This window comes from Chryseobacterium sp. CFS15, assembly GCF_031118795.1.
Lineage (GTDB): Bacteria > Bacteroidota > Bacteroidia > Flavobacteriales > Weeksellaceae > Chryseobacterium > Chryseobacterium indoltheticum.
This window is the reverse complement of the sequence record NZ_JAVHYL010000003.1, coordinates 359,287-376,332: the sequence shown is the minus strand read 5'-3', so window position 1 is coordinate 376,332 and position 17,046 is coordinate 359,287. Positions and strand designations below refer to the sequence as shown.

The window sequence follows — 17,046 nt, the reverse complement described above, 5'->3', positions numbered from 1 at the left end:
TAAAACAATTAATATGAAATTACTGGGAATCCTTTTTATTACATTTGCTTTAGCTTTAGTCGGAACAAAAATCTTTGAGGGAAATTGGAATCTTCTATTTTCCGGAAATCTCGGAATGGCAGTTTTTATGATTTTGACAGGTTTTGCCCATTTTAAATTCCAAAAAGGAATGACTTTAATGATTCCTAAATTTATTCCGGCAAAAATGTTTTGGGTCTATTTTACAGGTCTAATTGAAATTCTGGCGGCAATTGGCTTAATGATTCCTTCAATTCGGGAGCTTACTTCAATTTTGTTGATTATCTTTTTAATTTTAGTGTTTATTGCTAATGTTTATTCATCACGAAAGAAAGTCAATCTTTTTAAAGCAGATTATTCTGGTCCCGGAATGGCTTATTTATATAAAGAAAGAATTCCAATGCAGATTATTTTAATCGCCTGGACTTGGTATTTCGGAATTTATCTGAACTGAAAATGAGCTTTAAATCGGTTAAAACAAGTCTATTTTAAACAAAATTTAAAACCGACATTACGATTTTCATCTCTCAACGAAAATCCTTATTTTTGCATATCTAAAAAGTAAAAGTAAAGAAATGAATTCCTACAAAAATCCATTGGAAGAGCGCTACTCCAGTGAAGAAATGTTATTTAACTTTTCTCATAACAATAAATTCCAGAATTGGAGAAAGCTTTGGATTGCCCTTGCTGAAATCGAAAAAGACTTAGGTCTTGAGATTACGGACGAGCAAATTGCTGAGTTGAAAGCCAATGTTGATAATATCGATTACGATAAAGCAGCAGAATACGAGAAAAAATTCCGTCATGATGTAATGGCTCACGTTCACGCTTATGGTGACGTTGCGCCTTCAGCAAAAGGAATTATTCACTTAGGAGCAACTTCGGCGTTTGTAGGAGATAATACAGATTTAATTCAAATCCGTGACGGACTTTTAATTTTAAAGAAAAAGTTGGTTAACGTAATGAAAAATCTTTCTGATTTTGCTATTCAATATAAAGATTTACCAACTCTAGGATTCACTCATTTCCAGCCTGCTCAGTTAACGACTGTTGGAAAAAGAGCTACACTTTGGTTGCAAAGTTTGGTTCTGGACATCGAAGAATTAGATTTCTTCTTAGAAACATTAAGATTCAGAGGAGTAAAAGGAACGACAGGAACTGCAGCAAGTTTCCTTGAGCTTTTCAACGGTGATTATTCTAAAGTAAAACATTTAGATAAAGAATTGTCAAAAAGATTCGGTTTTGAGAAAGTTTTCGGAGTTTCCGGACAGACTTACGACAGAAAAATCGATGCGAAAGTGGTTGCCTTATTAGGAAATATCGCTCAATCTGCACATAAATTCACCAACGATTTACGTCTTCTTCAGAATTTGAAAGAAATTGAAGAACCATTCGAGAAAAACCAAATCGGTTCATCTGCAATGGCTTACAAGCGTAATCCAATGAGAAGCGAAAGAATCGGTGCATTGGCAAAATACGTAATGTCTTTAACGACAAGTTCTGCGATGGTTGCTTCAACGCAATGGTTTGAAAGAACTTTAGATGATTCTGCGAACAAGAGATTAACCATTCCACAAGCGTTTTTGGCGGTTGATGCGATTCTATTGATTTGGAACAACATCATGAACGGAATCGTGGTATATCCGAACAGAATCAACAAGCATATTATGGAAGAACTTCCTTTCATGGCGACAGAATACATCATCATGGAAGAGGTAAAAGCTGGTGGTGATCGTCAGGAAATTCACGAAGTGATCAGAGTTCATTCGATGGAAGCTTCTAAAAAAGTGAAAGAAGAAGGTAAAGAAAACGATTTGATCGAAAGAATCTTAAATGACGATTCATTAAAGCTTGATAAGTCAAAATTAAAAGAAGTTTTAGATCCTAAAAACTTTATCGGGTTTGCACCAATTCAGACGGAGGAATTCATTGCCAATGAAGTTCAGCCGATCATTGATGCCAATAAAGACCTGATTGGTTTGGAGGCTGATCTTAAAGTATAAATGATATGCAGTCTTTTCGGCTGCATTTTTTACTTTAATCTATTATTCTATAGAAAGTGTTATAATCATCATTCCGTAGGAATGTAATCTGTGTAGTAGCAAATAATATTGAACCAATCTGCATTCCGTAGGAATGCTATCTTTTTAAGAAAGATGAAAAATAAATGATATGCCCAATACTTACACACAGATTTATATCCAAGTAGTTTTTGCTACAAAAGGACGTGATATAAAAATAAAGCCTAACGTTAGGGATGAGATTGAAAAATACATTTGTGGCATATTTTTAAACAAAAAACAAAAAGTATTGGCTATTTATGCAAATTCGGATCATTTACATATATTTTTCAGTTATAAAAATTTGCAAATTACAATTCCTGAATTGATAAAAACAGTAAAGATAGAATCTACTAACTTTATCAATGAAAAAAGATTGTGTTTAGGGAAATTTTATTGGCAAGAAGGTTACGGCGCATTTTCATATGCGAAAAGTCAAAAAGATAAAGTTGTAAATTATGTTTTGAACCAAGAAAAACATCATTCCAAGAAAAGTTTCAAGGAAGAATATCTAGAGATGCTGAATGCTTTTGAAATAGAGTTTAAAAATGAATATTTGTTTGAATTTTATGATGATTAAGAGATTGCATTCCTACGGAATGCCCCAAAATCCAGCAACTATTTCTACACAGATACGATTCCTACGGAATCGACTTTGAAAAAATTGAAAAATAAAACATTCCATAGGAATGAAATCTGTGTAGAAGCAGATTAACAAGTAAAATTTGCATTCCGTAGGAATGCTATTAAAATATGATAGCAAATTCTAATTGATTTGCCTTACAGAATAAAAATAATCTAATAAATATCTGGCATCTAATGTCTAATAACAAAAGAATTTTCGTAGAAAAAAGAGGAATTTTCGATGTAGAAAGTCCAAAAATTTTTGATGAAGTAAAAGCGGTGGTTCCGTCTATCCAAAGCGTAAAAGTGTATAACGTTTACGATATTTTTGGATTAAACGATGGTGAATTCGAAAAAGTGGTAAACAGCACTTTCGTAGATCCGGTTACTGATATTTTAATCGAAGAAAACCCTGCACAGGGAATTTATTTCGCATTAGAATTTTTACCGGGACAATACGATCAGCGTGCTGATTCTGCGCAACAGTGTATTGCTTTACTGACTGAAAATGAGAAGTCTAAAGTAAGAAGCGGTAAACTGATCGAATTCGAAGGAGTTTCTGAATCCGATTTAGTTAAAATCAAAGACCTTTTAATCAATAAAGTGGAATCTCAGGAGAAAGATTTATCAACTTTAAATATTCCTGCGGAAGAAACGCCGTCAAAAGTAATTGTTCACGAAGGTTTTATCAATTTTGATGATGCCCAGCTTGAGGAATTCTTTAACAATCACGGTTTTGCTTTAGGTTTGGATGATTTGAAATTCATTCAGGAATATTTTAAAACTGAACAAAGAAATCCTACAGAAACGGAACTGAAAGTTTTAGATACATATTGGAGTGACCACTGTCGTCATACAACGTTTGAAACAGAGTTGTCAAATATTGAATTTGAAGGACAGTTTAAACATACATTGGAAACTATTTTCAATGACTATATCGAAAAAAGAAAATTCTTAGGACGTGAATTGAAACCAATCTCTTTAATGGATTTGGCGACCGTTTGCGGAAGATATTTTAGTAAAACCGGAAAGCTTGATAACTTGGTGGTTTCAGACGAAATCAACGCTTGTACCATCCAGATCGAAGCTGAATACGACGGTAAAAAAGAACCTTGGTATTTATTATTTAAAAATGAAACACACAATCACCCGACAGAAATTGAACCTTTCGGAGGTGCTTCAACGTGTTTAGGTGGCGCGATTAGAGACCCTCTGTCTGGACGTTCTTTCGTTTTCCAGGCGATGAGATTAACGGGTGCTGCAGATGTTTTAGAACCGGTTGATAAAACTTTACCGGGTAAATTGCCTCAAAAAATAATCACAAAACAAGCTGCAAACGGGTATTCTTCTTACGGTAACCAAATCGGTTTGGCAACTACAATGGTTTCTGAAATCTACGACGAAGGCTACAAAGCGAAAAGAATGGAAGTTGGTTTCGTTGCCGGAGCAGTTCCTGTGGATTGGGTAAGACGTGAAAAGCCTGAAGCTGGCGATTCTATCATCATTTTAGGTGGTGCAACGGGTCGTGATGGTGTTGGTGGAGCAAGTGGAAGTTCTAAAGAACAAGACGAAACTTCTATCCATACGATGAGTTCTGAAGTTCAGAAAGGAAATGCGGTTGAAGAGCGTAAAATTCAGAGATTATTCAGAAATCCTGAAGTGACGAGATTAATTAAAAAATCTAATGATTTCGGAGCGGGTGGAGTTTCTGTTGCAATCGGCGAAATTGCTGATTCTTTGGAAGTTAACTTGGATGTTTTACCATTAAAATATGAAGGTTTGAACGGAACCGAATTGGCTATTTCTGAATCTCAGGAAAGAATGGCAGTTGTGGTTGAACCAAAAGATAAAGAACAGTTTATCAAGTTCTGTGAAGCTGAAAACATTGTGGCTGTTGAAGTTGCAAAAGTGACAGATTCAGGAAGAATGCAGATGTTCTGGAAAGGCGATAAAATTGTAGACCTTTCAAGAGAGTTTTTGGATACAAACGGTTGTTCTAAAAGTCAGGAAGTTAAGATTACACATCTTAATGAAATAAAAGAAGAAGGACAGGTTTTTAACGAAGAAAATTTCTTGAAAATCTTAGCAGATAAAAACGTTGCTTCTCAAAAAGGATTGTTGGAAATGTTCGATTCATCGATTGGTGCGACTACAGTTGCGATGCCTTTAGGTGGGAAATATCAGCAGACTTTGATGGAAGGAAGCGTTCAGACGTTGCCGATTTTAGGAGCAAAAGACATCGAAACGGTTTCTTTGGCGAGTTGGGGATTTGATGCTGAAATTTCAAAGCAAAACTCATTGTTGGGAGCTTCTTATGCAGTGGTTGAAAGTGTTGCAAAAATCGTTGCGATGGGTGGCGATTATAAAAATATCAGATTCAGTTTTCAGGAATATTTTGAGAAATTAGGACAAAATCCAGAAAAGTGGGGAAAACCATTAGCGTCTCTTTTAGGAGCTTATGATGCTCAAATCAATTTCGGTTTAGCAGCAATCGGAGGGAAAGATTCTATGAGTGGAACGTATCAGGATTTGAATGTTCCGCCAACGTTGATTTCATTCGCTTGCGCTAATGGAGAAAAGAAAAATATCATCTCTCCGGAATTTAAACAGGCAGGAAATAAACTGTATTTCTTCAATCATATTCCACAGGAAAACGGACTTCCAAACTATGATAAATTGAAAGATGTTTACGAGCTTATTTTCGAAAATATCAAAGCTGGAAAAATTGTTTCTGTGAAGACAATTAAAGAAGGTGGAGTTGCAATTGCTTTAGCAAAAATGAGTTTCGGAAACAGATTGGGAGCTGAAATAAATGTTGCTGACGAGAGTGTTTTATTAGCTAAAAATATCGGAAGTTTAATCATCGAATCTACGGAAGAATTAAGTTCTGTTGAACTTCAATTAATTGGTGAAGTTAAAAATTCAAATATTTTGAAAATCAGTAATTTGGATTTTAAAATCGAAAAATTACTTGAAGCCAATACGAAAACTTTTGAAAATCTTTTCTCAACGGTTGAAAAAGAAAAAATAGTGGTTGAATTAGATTCCAAACTGAACTCAATCAACCCAAGAAATATCATTATCAAAAAACACAGTATTGCTCAACCAAGAGTTTTTGCGCCAGTTTTCCCGGGAACAAATTGTGAGTATGATACACTGAATGCATTCCAAAAAGAAGGTGCAATGGTAAGCAGTTTACCTTTGATAAATATCAATCATCAGTTGCTTGACGAAAGTATCGATGCGTGGGTGGAAGAAATTAAACAGTCACAAATTTTAGCATTCTCCGGAGGGTTTTCTGCGGGTGACGAACCGGACGGTTCTGCTAAGTTTATCGTGAATGTTTTAAAGAATGAAAAGATGAGAAATGCCGTTCACGAATTGCTTGACAGAGATGGGATGATCATCGGAATCTGTAATGGTTTTCAGGCTTTAGTTAAGTCAGGATTGTTGCCTTACGGAAGAATTAAAGACTTAGATGAAAATTCTCCGACGTTGGCTCATAATGCAATCAGAAGACACATTTCTCAAATGGTTAACGTTAAAGTTCTGAATGATGAATCGCCTTGGTTGAAAGGAATGAAAGATCAGGTTTTCACCATTCCGATTTCTCACGGTGAAGGTCGTTTTATGGCTTCAGAAGAAGAAATTCAGAAGTTGTATGAAAATGGACAGATTGCCACTCAATATTTAGATTTAGATGGAAACATCGCTCACGGAATGCCGTTCAATCCAAATAATTCATTGTTTGGAATTGAAGGAATTACGAGTCCGTGTGGAAAAATCTACGGTAGAATGGGTCACCCTGAACGTTTTGCAGAAGGATTGATGAAAAATATTCCAACTGCGAATTATCACAATATCTTTAAAAACGGAGTTGAATATTTCAAGTAGGCTTTAAGTGTCTGGCGATTAGCTTTTGGATTTCGAACTAAAATCTAAAGGATTCAAAAAAAGGTTAGGTTTGGTGTTAGGAATAATAAAAAAGCAATTAATAATAAATGAAAAATGACTGTCAACAATGGCAGTCATTTTTTTTGTGCAAAAATTTAAAATAAATTGCAACATTAACGATGTGATTGCGTCTATTAAGTAGAAAGAATAAACCGGAACCAATTTTTGAAAACAACAGCAGTAAATATCAGTGACAAGGAATTGTTGGAGCTATGCGGTTCTGGCAATAATTCCGGATATTCTGTGCTTTATCAACGGTATTCTAAAGCTGCTTTCAACTCTATTTTTCGTCTTGTTAATGATAGGGAAGAAGCGGAAGATATACTTCAAGAGGTTTTTGTCAAAGCATTTTCAGAAATAAAATCCTTGAAAAATACCGATAGTTTTGGAGGTTGGGTTAAACGGATTGCGATCAATCATGCACTCAATTTTTTACGGAAAAAGAAAATATATTTTGCGGAAATTGAAGATGATAAAATGTTGGATACAAAGGATGATGAACTTGAAGAAAAGCTGGATTTAGAATTCAGGATAGAAGAACTTCAAAATGTTATTGCAGAACTTCCTTTACAGATCAGAACGATTGTTAATCTTTTTCTGTTTGAAAATATGCCACAGGAGGAAATTGCAAAAGAATTGACGGATATGATCTCTGACAGTTGTATTTTCAATGTGTGCAGACAAAGCTTCAACTGCTGCCAATCGTACATTTGTATTTTCGTCTGAAAGTGCTTTTTCAGATAAAATAGCAATCATTTTTTCATCTGAAGGCGAAAAATTGTTTATCAGAGAAATACCTTCCAATCTTGAGCTTGCAGAATATTCATCAGCCATTAATTCTAAAGCTTTAGCATTCTCAAGACCATATTCGTTTGCTGAGTTATTATTCTGAACTAAATTTTTCGTTTCTGCTATACTTTTTGAATGATTTAAATTATTCTTCTCAAAAACATCGGAGCTATTTTTCTGCTTTGTCGTCATTATTTTTGCAGTTTGCAATTCATTTTTGGGCTTTATAATTTCAACTAAATTTTCATCTTCAGTTTTAGTTTTTTCCTGAATGACAATAGTCGATTTTTTATTTTCTTTTTGGTTCCATAAAGCAAAGCTTCCAACACTGAAAATAATAACTATAGAAGCAGCTGCAATCCACTTTTTCCAAGTAAACAACGGAATTGTTTTTTCTGAAATAGCAGGCTCGTTCAGTTTTGACATTATTTTGTCAAACGTATCTTCTGGAACTTTGAGCGTATCGAATTCTTCACGATGATCTTCAATATATTTTTTAAGCGAATCTTTCATTTTGACATTTTTGAGTTAGTTTTTCAAAAATTTTCTTTTTAGCACGGTGATAATAACTTCTTACCGTGCCTGGCGGAATATTTAATTTTTCTTAATCAGGACGATCCGTTTGTGCAAAAAGAACTTATTGCCATTTTAGCTCAGAAAAATCCATCCAAATTAAATAGTGAAGTAAGTGCGAAGTTGAGGGAACTTACTCTAAATCCTACTACAGCGGCTTTCGTGAAAGATGAAGCCTATGCTGTTTTAATGCAATATTAAAAGCTTTTATATAAAAATCAATAAATTATTTAACAAATTAAACATTATGAAATCGCCATTATTAGGAAACAAAAACACGTGTGAAGGTATAGCGATAACATAGGACAATTAAAAAACAATAAAAATCTACATATGAAAAAGATATATTTAATCATGTTTGCCATGATGACAGTTTCTTTCCATGCACAGGAAAACATCGAGCAAACCAATTCTGTAAAAGAAAACTCTAAAACATTTAAGGTTAAAAAGAATAATGGTAAACTTCTCATCAATCTTGGAAAAGTAACGGTTGAAGGTTATAATGGAAACGAAATTGTTTTTTCGCTGGAAGGTGAAGTTCCTGAAGTGGATAAACGTGCAGAAGGACTTCAGTCGATTAATGCTTTGGGGCTTGTAGATAACACAGGACTTGGGATAAATGTCAACGAAAAAGATGGCATATTGGAAGTTAATCCGTTAAAAAAGATTTCTTTTCCCGAGATCAAAATATTGGTGCCCGAAAATGTTATTGTTTCCTTTAAACATCAATCGCAATACGGCGGAAAAGTCGTCTTCAGAAATATGCAGAACGAAATTGAAGTCTCTGCAACCTACAATAGTATTAAACTGGAAAATATTACCGGCCCTGCTGTCGTAAAATCTATTTATGGAGATGTGGAAGCGGTATTTAAACAAAACGTAAAAGGCCCTTTGTCGATTATTTCTGTTTACGGATTTGCTGATGTTACACTTCCTAAATCGGTAAAAGCTAATCTTAAAACCACAACTTCTTACGGCGAAATTTATATGTCTCCGGATCTTAAAATTGATATTGAAAAGAAACAGGGTTTAGCAAGTCAAGGCGATGAATTGATTGGAAAAGTGAATGGAGGCGGTACCAATATCGAAGTGCGTTCCGATTACAGTAAAATTTATTTAAGAGCAAAATGAGAGCGCTGTTAATTCTTGCAGCGAGTTTCGTTTTGGGTCTTACTGCAGCGCAAACAGCCATTAATAAAAGTTTTCCTACCGATAAAAGTCAAAAATTATCATTGAAATTTGATTATCCGCAATTGATTAAAATCAGTACTTGGGATAAATCTGAAGTTCAAATTTTGGGAACGGTTAACATTAATGAGAATGAAAATAATAATGCTTTTCAGATAAAAGAATCGAAAGACGGTAATTCTCTCGTTATTGAAGGCAAAATGTCTGAAATGAAAAATATTCCGCATCGTATCACGGTTCAAAAGGGAAGTCAGAAATTGATTTTTAAAAGCCGTGAAGAATATCAAAAATATTGTAAAGAAAACAATGTAACGTTTAGTTCAATGACTAACGGTGTTGATATCGATATTCAGTTGGAAATAAAAGTTCCGAAATCTTTAACCACACAAATAGAATCTCAATATGGTTTGGTTGAAGTGAAAGATTTTGGTGGAACAATCAATGTGAATGCGATATACGGTGGAATTGATGCCACGATTTTGGATAGAAATGTTGGGAAGCTTTCTGCAGAAACCCATTTTGGACAAATTTATTCTAATTTGGATGCCAAATTCACAGGAAAAGATTCCGATGATTTTCGTACTTTAGTTACGACAACATTTGGAAACGGACCGCAATATATTTTGGAGTCTAAATACGGGAATATTTATCTGAGAAAATAATATCCATAATTAAAAATGAAAAACAAAATTCATCATAAAAAAATGACTGTCATCAATGGCGGTCATTTTTCAGATTTAGAAGGTTTCTACGAAGAAATTTCTACTGTTTTTATGAAAGATACAGATTGGAAAGTGGGAACTTTGGATGGTTTTGATGATATACTTTACGGTGGTTTTGGTGTATTTGAAAACAATGAAGAATTAGAAATCGTTTGGAAGGAATCTCAAAAATCAAAGGAAGATTTAGGTTTCGATTTAACTAAAGAATTCTATGAAAATAAAATAAGACAAGGAAAGCCTTTTAATGTGAAATTAATTCAGGAAAGATTGGATGCATTGATTGAGGGAAACGGACAAACTCTTTTTGATATTTTAATTGAAATTATAGAATCGCACAAGAATATTACGCTGATTTTAGAGTAATCTTTACGGTTTAATTAAAAAATATATTTCCAATACACCAAAATTCCAACAATAACCGAAGCAACAGCCATTAAAGTAACGGCTCCCGCAGAAATATCTTTAATAAAACCAATTCTTTTATCAAATTCAGGTTGCATGATATCACAGATTTTCTCGATTGCAGTGTTGAAAATCTCAGCCGATAAAACTCCAAAGGAAACTATTAAAACTAAAACAGTATCTATTGTTGAAAGTTTCAGATAAAAAATCAAAAAAATGTTGATCAGTAAAGCAATAACTTCCAGCTGAAAATTTCTTTCAGATCTAAACATGAAAAAAATACCTCGAAAAGCATTCAGAAAACTTTTATGAATCGGAGGTTTGCGCATAGCTTTTGATTTTTCACAAAGATAAATTTATTTTGATGGTTGTTAATAACTCTCAGGATTATTCTTTTCTATCTGTTTTCTATTTGTTATATTTGTGGAAACTTATTTTTAAATCTATGAAATTTATTATTTCAAGTGGTGAACTGCAGAAGGCTTTGCAAACTGTAAGTGGCGTAATATCAAGTTCTCAGTCGAGACCGATTTTAGAAAACTATCTTTTTGAACTAAACGAAAACAACGTTACCATTACTGCATCTGATGGCGAAACAACGCTTATTACTTCTTTGGAAGTGAAGTCTGATGATTCTGGTAGATTTGCGGTTCCAGCTAAGATTTTTCAAGATTTTATTAAAACGTATGGCGAGCAGCCTCTTACTTTAGCGGTAAAAGATAACGCTGAAGGTACAGGAAGTTTGCTTGAAATTTTAGATGAAAAAGATAATTTTGCTGTAGCATTAGATAATGCAGACGATTATCCTGAAATTCCGGAATTTGATGCTTCCCAAAGTATCACAATGCCTGCAGGAGTTTTGTCTGAAGCGTTAACCAACACCCTTTTTGCAACAAGTAACGATTCTCTTCGTCCGGTAATGACGGGAGTTTTGTTCCAGTTTGGAGAAAACGAAACTAATTTTGTTTCTACAGATTCTCACAGATTGGTGGTGTACAAAAGAACAGATTTGATGAATGCCGAGCCAATGGAATTTATCATGCCTAAAAAACCTTTGAATATTTTCAAAAATATTTTAGCAAGCTCAAACGAAGATATCACAATCGACTTCAACGAGAATATGGCCAAATTTACTTTTGGTAAACATATTTGGATCTGTAGACTAATCGATGGGAAATATCCTAACTATACAGCGGTAATTCCTAAAGAGAACCCAAATGTTTTGACGATCAACAGAAACCTTTTATTGGGTGCAATTAAAAGAGCGTCGATCATGTCTAATAAATCAACCAATCAGGTGAGATTCAAATTATCTGCAAATATTCTTCACCTTCACGCAGAAGATACAGAATATGCGAACAAAGCAGATATGCAGATTCCTTGTGATTATAACGGTGAAGATATCAATATTGGTTTCAGTTCTAAATTCTTAACAGAAATGTTGGGTATTTTAGGAGCAGACGATATTACAATGAAAATGTCTCAGCCAAACAGACCGGGAATTATCGAGCCGCTTGACGGACTTGAAGAAAACGAAAATATCTTAATGCTTTCAATGCCTGTAATCGGATTGTAAGATTAAAAAAATATAAGTAAAAAGGATTTCAAATTTTTGAAATCCTTTTTTTTGTTTTATTATGCGGTATTTTTGTATTTAAAAACTGATTTAGTCTTAAAAAACACCAAAAAAATAATTGTGTTAATTATTGGAGAAGGCTGTAAGGTGTTGAAATGCAATAGATTGTACTTGATTGCCTCTTCGGAGTGATTGAACGCCTCTACGAAACGCTTGATTGCCTCTTCGAAGTGGTTGATTGGCTCTTCGAAATGGTTGAACGGCTCTTCGAAATGGTTGGTTGTCCCTTCGTAATGGTTTATTCTCTATTCTTACAACTTCAACAGCCTAACGAAGTTTTTGATTGTTTAAACTGAATCATTGAAGCTTAATCCGAAGAAGTTGATGCGTGCATGGAAGTGTATTCTTGGAAATTTTTGGTTGTTGGTTTTTTTTATATGAAATTAGATCTAGCCTAAAATCCCAATTTTGCTCTTCGTCTGGAATTTTGAAACCCATGCTGCAGACTTGTGAGTTTCAACAACGAGTTTATCAAGAATATTACCAAAATATTGTACTGATATTTTTTTTCTGAATCACTAAACCCCGCATTTTGACAATACAATTTTAGCAGAATTTTTCTCAATAGTTTATTTTATGATTTAACTCAATAGGATTATTTTTTAGCAAAATACTATTCTGTATTTCTTTATTTTTTACAGAAATATCCACTGTATTACCTTTCGGATCGGTAAATGTAGCTGTTTTCCAACCTTTTGAATTTATATCAAATGGATCATTAAAATATGATTTGGCAAGTGCTTCATATTTTTTCCAATCAATTTTTACTGTTTTTTTTCTTGCGTCAAAAATACTCCCGCCTTTTTTGACTTCTATCAAATTAAATGAATATTCATTGTTTGAATCTTGAATAGAAACAATCAATCCGGGTAAACCATTGAAAATATATGGACCATCACTGAAAGGTAATTCTGAAGTAAACCAAGCAATCCAGTTTCTTCCTCCATAATTTGTTTCTGCTTTTTGAGATTTATATTTTCCAATGAGTTTCTGTTCGGAAGTAATATTCCAATTTAATATTTCCTCGACTGGAAGAAGATAATCTGTTCCCAGATAAGTAATTACTTTTTCAATTCTTTTTTGAGCAAGATTCTTTTTGACATAGAGTTTGTTTTCAACACCCATATTATACCTTCCGTTTCCATTATTCAACTTTATTGAATCGTTTTTTTTGTCTAGTGAATCTCTAAAAATTGAAATATTATTTTTTAGATCCAAGATCATATTCTCGGAATAAACCTCATCCTGTTTTTCTGAATTCAATTTGTATTTTGTTTCGTAAATAAAACTTATTTTTTGCGAGAAGCAAAATGATGAAATTCCAAGAAAGATTAATATGTATTTCATTTGTGATGAGTGTTTGTTTAAAATTTCTGTTAACGAGGAGGGGATTTTTAGCACAAATGTTTCATAGAAGCACTTCAGTCCGATATTGCCAAGCCGATGTTATTGCCATTTTTTTTTATTTCTGATTTCGTTTGTCATAAATACTTGGGTTCAAAACCTTTTCTAAATCGTCAATTTTGAGTAAGTCTTCAATGGTTTGTTGAATACAATCTCTTGTCAATTCCTTTACAAACAAGTCAGGTGGTTTTTGATAAAGCCCGCTTAAGTTTTGTCCTGTTTTCTTATCTTCGTCAATTGCTGTTTGAAAAAACTTATAAGTCCAAACATTAATTCCATAATGTCGTCCGTCTTCCAAGTCTACACGAATGTTACAAAATTCATTTTCAATATCCCAGTCATTCGGGTCAACTTCTTCAAACTCCAGCCACAGCTGAAAATTAATTTTTGTCAATTGCTTATTCATAGATTGTCGCTCCTTTTAAAATGTCAGCAAATGTTGACCAATCTGGTTTGTCCGCATTTACGTTTAGTTTCATATTGTCGTAATAACCTTGAATGTCTTCTGTATATGAACTAAACGCCTCTAAAAAGTCAGGTAAAGTTTTATTTTTCCAACTTTCAGGATTGTCCAAAAAGTTGTTGCGTAATAATTCAAGATACTTAATGAAAGTTTGTCTGTCTGTTACTTTGAAGTCGTTAAGTGTGTCTTTCATAAAATTGGCTATAACATTTGGCTTCACGCATTGCGTCAATCCAAACTAATTACGCTAAAGTAATATAATTATCTAGTTCAGGACAATTTTAAATCAACATAAAAAGAAAAATCTTTATCTCAATCTTATAGAAGTATTGAATTTTTGGCTTCCAGCTTCTCAATCAAATTTCCTTTCACCACCGTAAAAGTATAATCCTTCGCTTCTGCAAACGAAATTTCATACTTTCTTTCAATATTTCTTAAGTCTTCAGGAAACTGAGATAAAAGATGGTCGTAATATTCATCAAGAAAACCTTTTGAAGGCATCGTGTAATTGATCTTTAACTGAAAACGTCTGATAATGGCGGTATCAATAATTTCTGCATGATTGGTAGCGCACAATAAAAGTGCATTTTCGGGATAATAATCAATCAGTTGAATCAAAGTATTAACGAGTCTTCTCATTTCGCCAACATCTTTATCATCGCTTCCACGGGCTTTTCCGATTTGGTCGAGTTCGTCCAGAAAAAGGACCGATCTTTCTCTCGCAGCCTTATCGAAGATCATTTTGATGTTTTGAGAAGTTTCCCCAATTCTTGATGAAACAATGTTGCTTAGATTTAAAATAATAATACTCTTTCCTAAAGCATTGGCGATTGCTTTTGCAGTCATTGTTTTTCCGCAGCCTGAGCTTCCTTCCAGAAGTATTTTATTATTGACGGGAAGTCCGTATTCCTGAAGTTCTTTGATGTAAGTGTGTTCTTTGATGAGCTGTACAAATTGTTGCTGATTTTGAGGTTCAAGATAAACTTCATCCAGCGTTACAGCTTCCTTATCTTGAATAATGAGATTGTACAGATTCATATTTCTTGAACATTAATAGTAAGCTGCAAAGATAATTGATTTAGAATTTTCAAGCCAGTTTAAATGTATTTGAAAAACAATTTCTTCTTTTTATTTACTTAAAATCTTGCAAATTAGGCGAGATTTATTTTAAAGCATTTTAAATCTGCTCAATCCGAAAAATCTGCTAGAGAAATTGTAATTTTTACTGAGTTTTAGATTTTAAAATAGATTCAAACTTGTCGACATAATTCTCATCTGCAAAATCTATAAAAAACTGACTCTGCCAATGTTGAGTTTTCGTTGCCTGTTTGTTTTGTGTAATATCCCAATTCGGATAAACTCTGAAACCCCTTTTTCCATCTTTGGAATATGATCTGAGAATTTGATTTTTAATCAAACTATCTTTTGTAAAAAGGAAAAACCCGAAATTTTCGGATGTTTCAGTTAAGATTAAGTAAAAGTTTGAAGGATCTTCAGAAGTAAAAGGCTCTGTTTCTTTAGAAATAGAATTTCTTTTCCATAAAGTGACAAACTGACCAATTTTTGTCGGTGTTACTTTGGCTTTTCTGAATTTAATCTGAAAGGAGTTGAGTTGAAAATTACATCCGAAATATTCTTTGCATTCCTGCTCCTGATGTAAATTGGAAATGACCAGACTGAGATTAGAAAATAGTAATTCTTGAAGTTTCTCGAGTGGTGCAATCATAGTTTTATGTTTTCGGCTCTTCTACTCCGGTTGAGTAGAAGAGCGACAGTTTTAAACTGTAAACATAAAAAAATATTAATTGAAATTTGTTAAATAGAGGAATGTTTTAATTAAAACTAGTTCCCTTCTCTTCTAGCAGTTACAAAATAAGAAGTAACAAGAATTGCACATGTTGCGATACCAATGTAAGCGATCATAATTTTTAAATTTTTAATTTATTTATTTTTTATTGCGAATTTTATAATGCAATATTACGACTTTCAAATGATGTGCCAAATTGAATTGTTATGATGTTTATCAGGGTTTTATGTATCTGTGGATGTGATTTTTAAATTTTTAAGGTTTCTTGATTATTAAATTTGCGTTAAATTTAGTTGTTTTTAAATTGTATTATAATTAAAAAATTATCAATTTATTAATGTTTCTGTATTTCTTATTTTCATATTGACAATATCAAGTGAATAGGAAGTGATGCATAGCAATTGTTAAAATCGTCTTTACTGATGATCAATTGTCCATCAATTTTTTTTATTTCGTTGTAATTGTATGAGTAGGATAGAGGAGTTTCTATGTTAATAGAATGTGAAACTTCAGCAGATAGGAATCAATGAGATTTTTTGCGAAAATATGTAAAGTAGTGTTTGACTTTGATTTACGTTCCGTTAGAATTTCGGTCAAAAGGAGTTCCCGATTAGAAAGCAATTGATTTGATGCAGTCTAAAATTGTATTTATGCTGAAGATTAATACCAAAAATTGACATGATGAATGGTAGTGTCTTCACCAAACTTCTAAAAAATAAGATTAAATAATCTTTGTGGTCGGTTGGTCTGATTAAAAACTATATTATTTTTTCTTTCCCAAAAATCGAATGACGGAGCCCGTTCCGTTATGAAAAAGACCTTCCTTAAGTTCTATTTCAGTTTCTGATAGTTCTATAATATCGTAATCTGGGAAATCTGCTTTGATTTCTTCAATAGAAAATAAAGATTCTATATCTTTTGGACCGCCAACTTTTTCATCTTTTAATATAAAGTCAAGATGTTTTTTACTGAAAGCTTCAAAAATAATATAACCTTCTTTACGTAAATAGGTATCTAGTAGTTTATGGATTGAAGATTTCAAATTTGCGGGAAAATGTGCATAGATCAATGCAATTGCATCAAACTGCTCTTTTCGAAAATTCAGTGTTTGCAATTCCCCAACATGATAATCTATCCTTACATTATTGATTTCTGCCAACTGCAAAGCCTTGTTTTTTCCTTCAGCGCTGATATCAAATGCGTAAACCTCCCATCCGAGCTGAGCAGCAAAAACGGCATTTCTTCCTTCACCTTCTGCTGGAAAAAGAATAGAGCCTGTTTCCAGTTTTTGAAGTTGATCTTTTAGGTAGTTGTTGGGTTGGGTTCCGTAGGCAAATTCGTCATTGCTATATCTTTCGTTCCATCGGTCAAGCCATTTAGTGTCGGTCATTTCAAGAGATTAATGT

General features: G+C 33.3%; 16 protein-coding genes and 1 pseudogene. 9 read left to right on the top strand and 8 right to left on the bottom strand.

What is annotated here, in order from left to right; all coding sequences use genetic code 11:
* The first annotated feature begins 13 nt into the window (after positions 1–13).
* The 5 genes from OH814_RS06755 to OH814_RS20635 all read left to right on the top strand — a co-directional run bounded on the left by OH814_RS06755 (position 14) and on the right by OH814_RS20635 (position 7,382).
* The gene (locus OH814_RS06755; RefSeq protein ID WP_308827630.1) at positions 14–472 is read left to right on the top strand and encodes a DoxX family protein; all 459 of its coding nucleotides are present in this window, start codon (positions 14–16) and stop codon (positions 470–472) included.
* A 121-nt stretch (positions 473–593) separates the two neighbouring features.
* Complete coding sequence (gene purB / locus OH814_RS06750) at positions 594–2,021, top strand: adenylosuccinate lyase (protein WP_066678116.1); 1,428 nt, start codon at positions 594–596, stop codon at positions 2,019–2,021.
* A gap of 169 nt (positions 2,022–2,190) precedes the next feature.
* Positions 2,191–2,658: a transposase gene (locus OH814_RS06745; RefSeq protein ID WP_308827629.1), complete on the top strand. Its 468-nt coding sequence runs from the start codon at positions 2,191–2,193 to the stop codon at positions 2,656–2,658.
* Between the two features lie 239 nt (positions 2,659–2,897).
* Entirely contained in the window at positions 2,898–6,596 is a 3,699-nt protein-coding gene (locus OH814_RS06740; protein ID WP_308827628.1) for a phosphoribosylformylglycinamidine synthase, read from the top strand.
* A gap of 303 nt (positions 6,597–6,899) precedes the next feature.
* A complete protein-coding gene (locus tag OH814_RS20635; RefSeq protein WP_374990562.1) occupies positions 6,900–7,382 on the top strand; it encodes an RNA polymerase sigma factor in 483 nt (160 codons plus the stop codon).
* A gap of 559 nt (positions 7,383–7,941) precedes the next feature.
* Here OH814_RS20635 and OH814_RS20630 read toward each other — a convergent pair.
* Positions 7,942–8,046: pseudogene (locus OH814_RS20630) on the bottom strand (hypothetical protein); the annotation flags it as partial.
* Positions 8,047–8,351: 305 nt separating this feature from the next.
* On the opposite strand from OH814_RS20630, the gene OH814_RS06730 reads away from it, so the two are divergent.
* From OH814_RS06730 to OH814_RS06720, 3 genes are read left to right on the top strand one after another with little or no spacing between them, the layout of a single operon-like run.
* Positions 8,352–9,149, top strand: a complete 798-nt coding sequence (locus tag OH814_RS06730) for a DUF4097 family beta strand repeat-containing protein (protein WP_308827626.1) — start codon at positions 8,352–8,354, stop codon at positions 9,147–9,149.
* The gene (locus tag OH814_RS06725; protein WP_308827625.1) at positions 9,146–9,868 is read left to right on the top strand and encodes a hypothetical protein; all 723 of its coding nucleotides are present in this window, start codon (positions 9,146–9,148) and stop codon (positions 9,866–9,868) included. Before OH814_RS06730 ends, OH814_RS06725 begins: the two co-directional genes overlap by 4 nt.
* Before the next feature lie 15 nt (positions 9,869–9,883).
* Complete coding sequence (locus tag OH814_RS06720; protein ID WP_201134786.1) at positions 9,884–10,291, top strand: barstar family protein; 408 nt, start codon at positions 9,884–9,886, stop codon at positions 10,289–10,291.
* Positions 10,292–10,305: 14 nt separating this feature from the next.
* On the opposite strand, the gene OH814_RS06715 is transcribed toward OH814_RS06720, so the two are convergent.
* On the bottom strand, positions 10,306–10,659 hold the full coding sequence (locus OH814_RS06715) for a diacylglycerol kinase family protein (RefSeq protein WP_308827624.1): 354 nt from the start codon (positions 10,657–10,659) through the stop codon (positions 10,306–10,308).
* A 116-nt stretch (positions 10,660–10,775) separates the two neighbouring features.
* Between OH814_RS06715 and dnaN the strand changes: the two genes are divergently transcribed.
* Positions 10,776–11,906, top strand: a complete 1,131-nt coding sequence (dnaN, locus tag OH814_RS06710; RefSeq protein ID WP_076559420.1) for a DNA polymerase III subunit beta — start codon at positions 10,776–10,778, stop codon at positions 11,904–11,906.
* A gap of 621 nt (positions 11,907–12,527) precedes the next feature.
* Here the strand turns inward: dnaN and OH814_RS06705 are convergent.
* The 6 genes from OH814_RS06705 to OH814_RS06680 form a co-directional block, all read right to left on the bottom strand.
* Complete coding sequence (locus tag OH814_RS06705) at positions 12,528–13,313, bottom strand: GLPGLI family protein (RefSeq protein ID WP_308827623.1); 786 nt, start codon at positions 13,311–13,313, stop codon at positions 12,528–12,530.
* A gap of 115 nt (positions 13,314–13,428) precedes the next feature.
* On the bottom strand, positions 13,429–13,776 hold the full coding sequence (locus OH814_RS06700) for a hypothetical protein (protein WP_123885440.1): 348 nt from the start codon (positions 13,774–13,776) through the stop codon (positions 13,429–13,431).
* Positions 13,769–14,026: a hypothetical protein gene (locus tag OH814_RS06695; protein ID WP_123885439.1), complete on the bottom strand. Its 258-nt coding sequence runs from the start codon at positions 14,024–14,026 to the stop codon at positions 13,769–13,771. The genes OH814_RS06700 and OH814_RS06695 overlap by 8 nt, the downstream gene beginning before the upstream one ends.
* A 125-nt stretch (positions 14,027–14,151) precedes the next feature.
* Positions 14,152–14,871, bottom strand: a complete 720-nt coding sequence (locus OH814_RS06690) for an ATP-binding protein (RefSeq protein ID WP_308827622.1) — start codon at positions 14,869–14,871, stop codon at positions 14,152–14,154.
* A gap of 184 nt (positions 14,872–15,055) precedes the next feature.
* The gene (locus OH814_RS06685) at positions 15,056–15,559 is read right to left on the bottom strand and encodes a MepB family protein (protein ID WP_308827621.1); all 504 of its coding nucleotides are present in this window, start codon (positions 15,557–15,559) and stop codon (positions 15,056–15,058) included.
* A gap of 844 nt (positions 15,560–16,403) precedes the next feature.
* Positions 16,404–17,030, bottom strand: coding sequence for a class I SAM-dependent methyltransferase (locus tag OH814_RS06680; RefSeq protein WP_308827620.1), 627 nt, complete (start codon positions 17,028–17,030; stop codon positions 16,404–16,406).
* Between the last annotated feature and the right edge of the window lie 16 nt (positions 17,031–17,046).

Excerpts from the sequence above, each read along its gene's own strand:
- OH814_RS06740 (WP_308827628.1), top strand. The coding sequence starts at position 2,898 with ATGTCTAATAACAAAAGAATTTTCGTAGAAAAAAGAGGAATTTTCGAT.
- OH814_RS06730 (WP_308827626.1), top strand. The coding sequence starts at position 8,352 with ATGAAAAAGATATATTTAATCATGTTTGCCATGATGACAGTTTCTTTC.
- OH814_RS06755 (WP_308827630.1), top strand. The coding sequence starts at position 14 with ATGAAATTACTGGGAATCCTTTTTATTACATTTGCTTTAGCTTTAGTC.
- OH814_RS06690 (WP_308827622.1), bottom strand. The coding sequence starts at position 14,871 with ATGAATCTGTACAATCTCATTATTCAAGATAAGGAAGCTGTAACGCTG.
- OH814_RS06725 (WP_308827625.1), top strand. The coding sequence starts at position 9,146 with ATGAGAGCGCTGTTAATTCTTGCAGCGAGTTTCGTTTTGGGTCTTACT.
- OH814_RS06700 (WP_123885440.1), bottom strand. The coding sequence starts at position 13,776 with ATGAATAAGCAATTGACAAAAATTAATTTTCAGCTGTGGCTGGAGTTT.
- purB (WP_066678116.1), top strand. The coding sequence starts at position 594 with ATGAATTCCTACAAAAATCCATTGGAAGAGCGCTACTCCAGTGAAGAA.
- OH814_RS06680 (WP_308827620.1), bottom strand. The coding sequence starts at position 17,030 with ATGACCGACACTAAATGGCTTGACCGATGGAACGAAAGATATAGCAAT.
- dnaN (WP_076559420.1), top strand. The coding sequence starts at position 10,776 with ATGAAATTTATTATTTCAAGTGGTGAACTGCAGAAGGCTTTGCAAACT.
- OH814_RS06745 (WP_308827629.1), top strand. The coding sequence starts at position 2,191 with ATGCCCAATACTTACACACAGATTTATATCCAAGTAGTTTTTGCTACA.
- OH814_RS06715 (WP_308827624.1), bottom strand. The coding sequence starts at position 10,659 with ATGCGCAAACCTCCGATTCATAAAAGTTTTCTGAATGCTTTTCGAGGT.
- OH814_RS06705 (WP_308827623.1), bottom strand. The coding sequence starts at position 13,313 with ATGAAATACATATTAATCTTTCTTGGAATTTCATCATTTTGCTTCTCG.
- OH814_RS06695 (WP_123885439.1), bottom strand. The coding sequence starts at position 14,026 with ATGAAAGACACACTTAACGACTTCAAAGTAACAGACAGACAAACTTTC.
- OH814_RS06720 (WP_201134786.1), top strand. The coding sequence starts at position 9,884 with ATGAAAAACAAAATTCATCATAAAAAAATGACTGTCATCAATGGCGGT.
- OH814_RS06685 (WP_308827621.1), bottom strand. The coding sequence starts at position 15,559 with ATGATTGCACCACTCGAGAAACTTCAAGAATTACTATTTTCTAATCTC.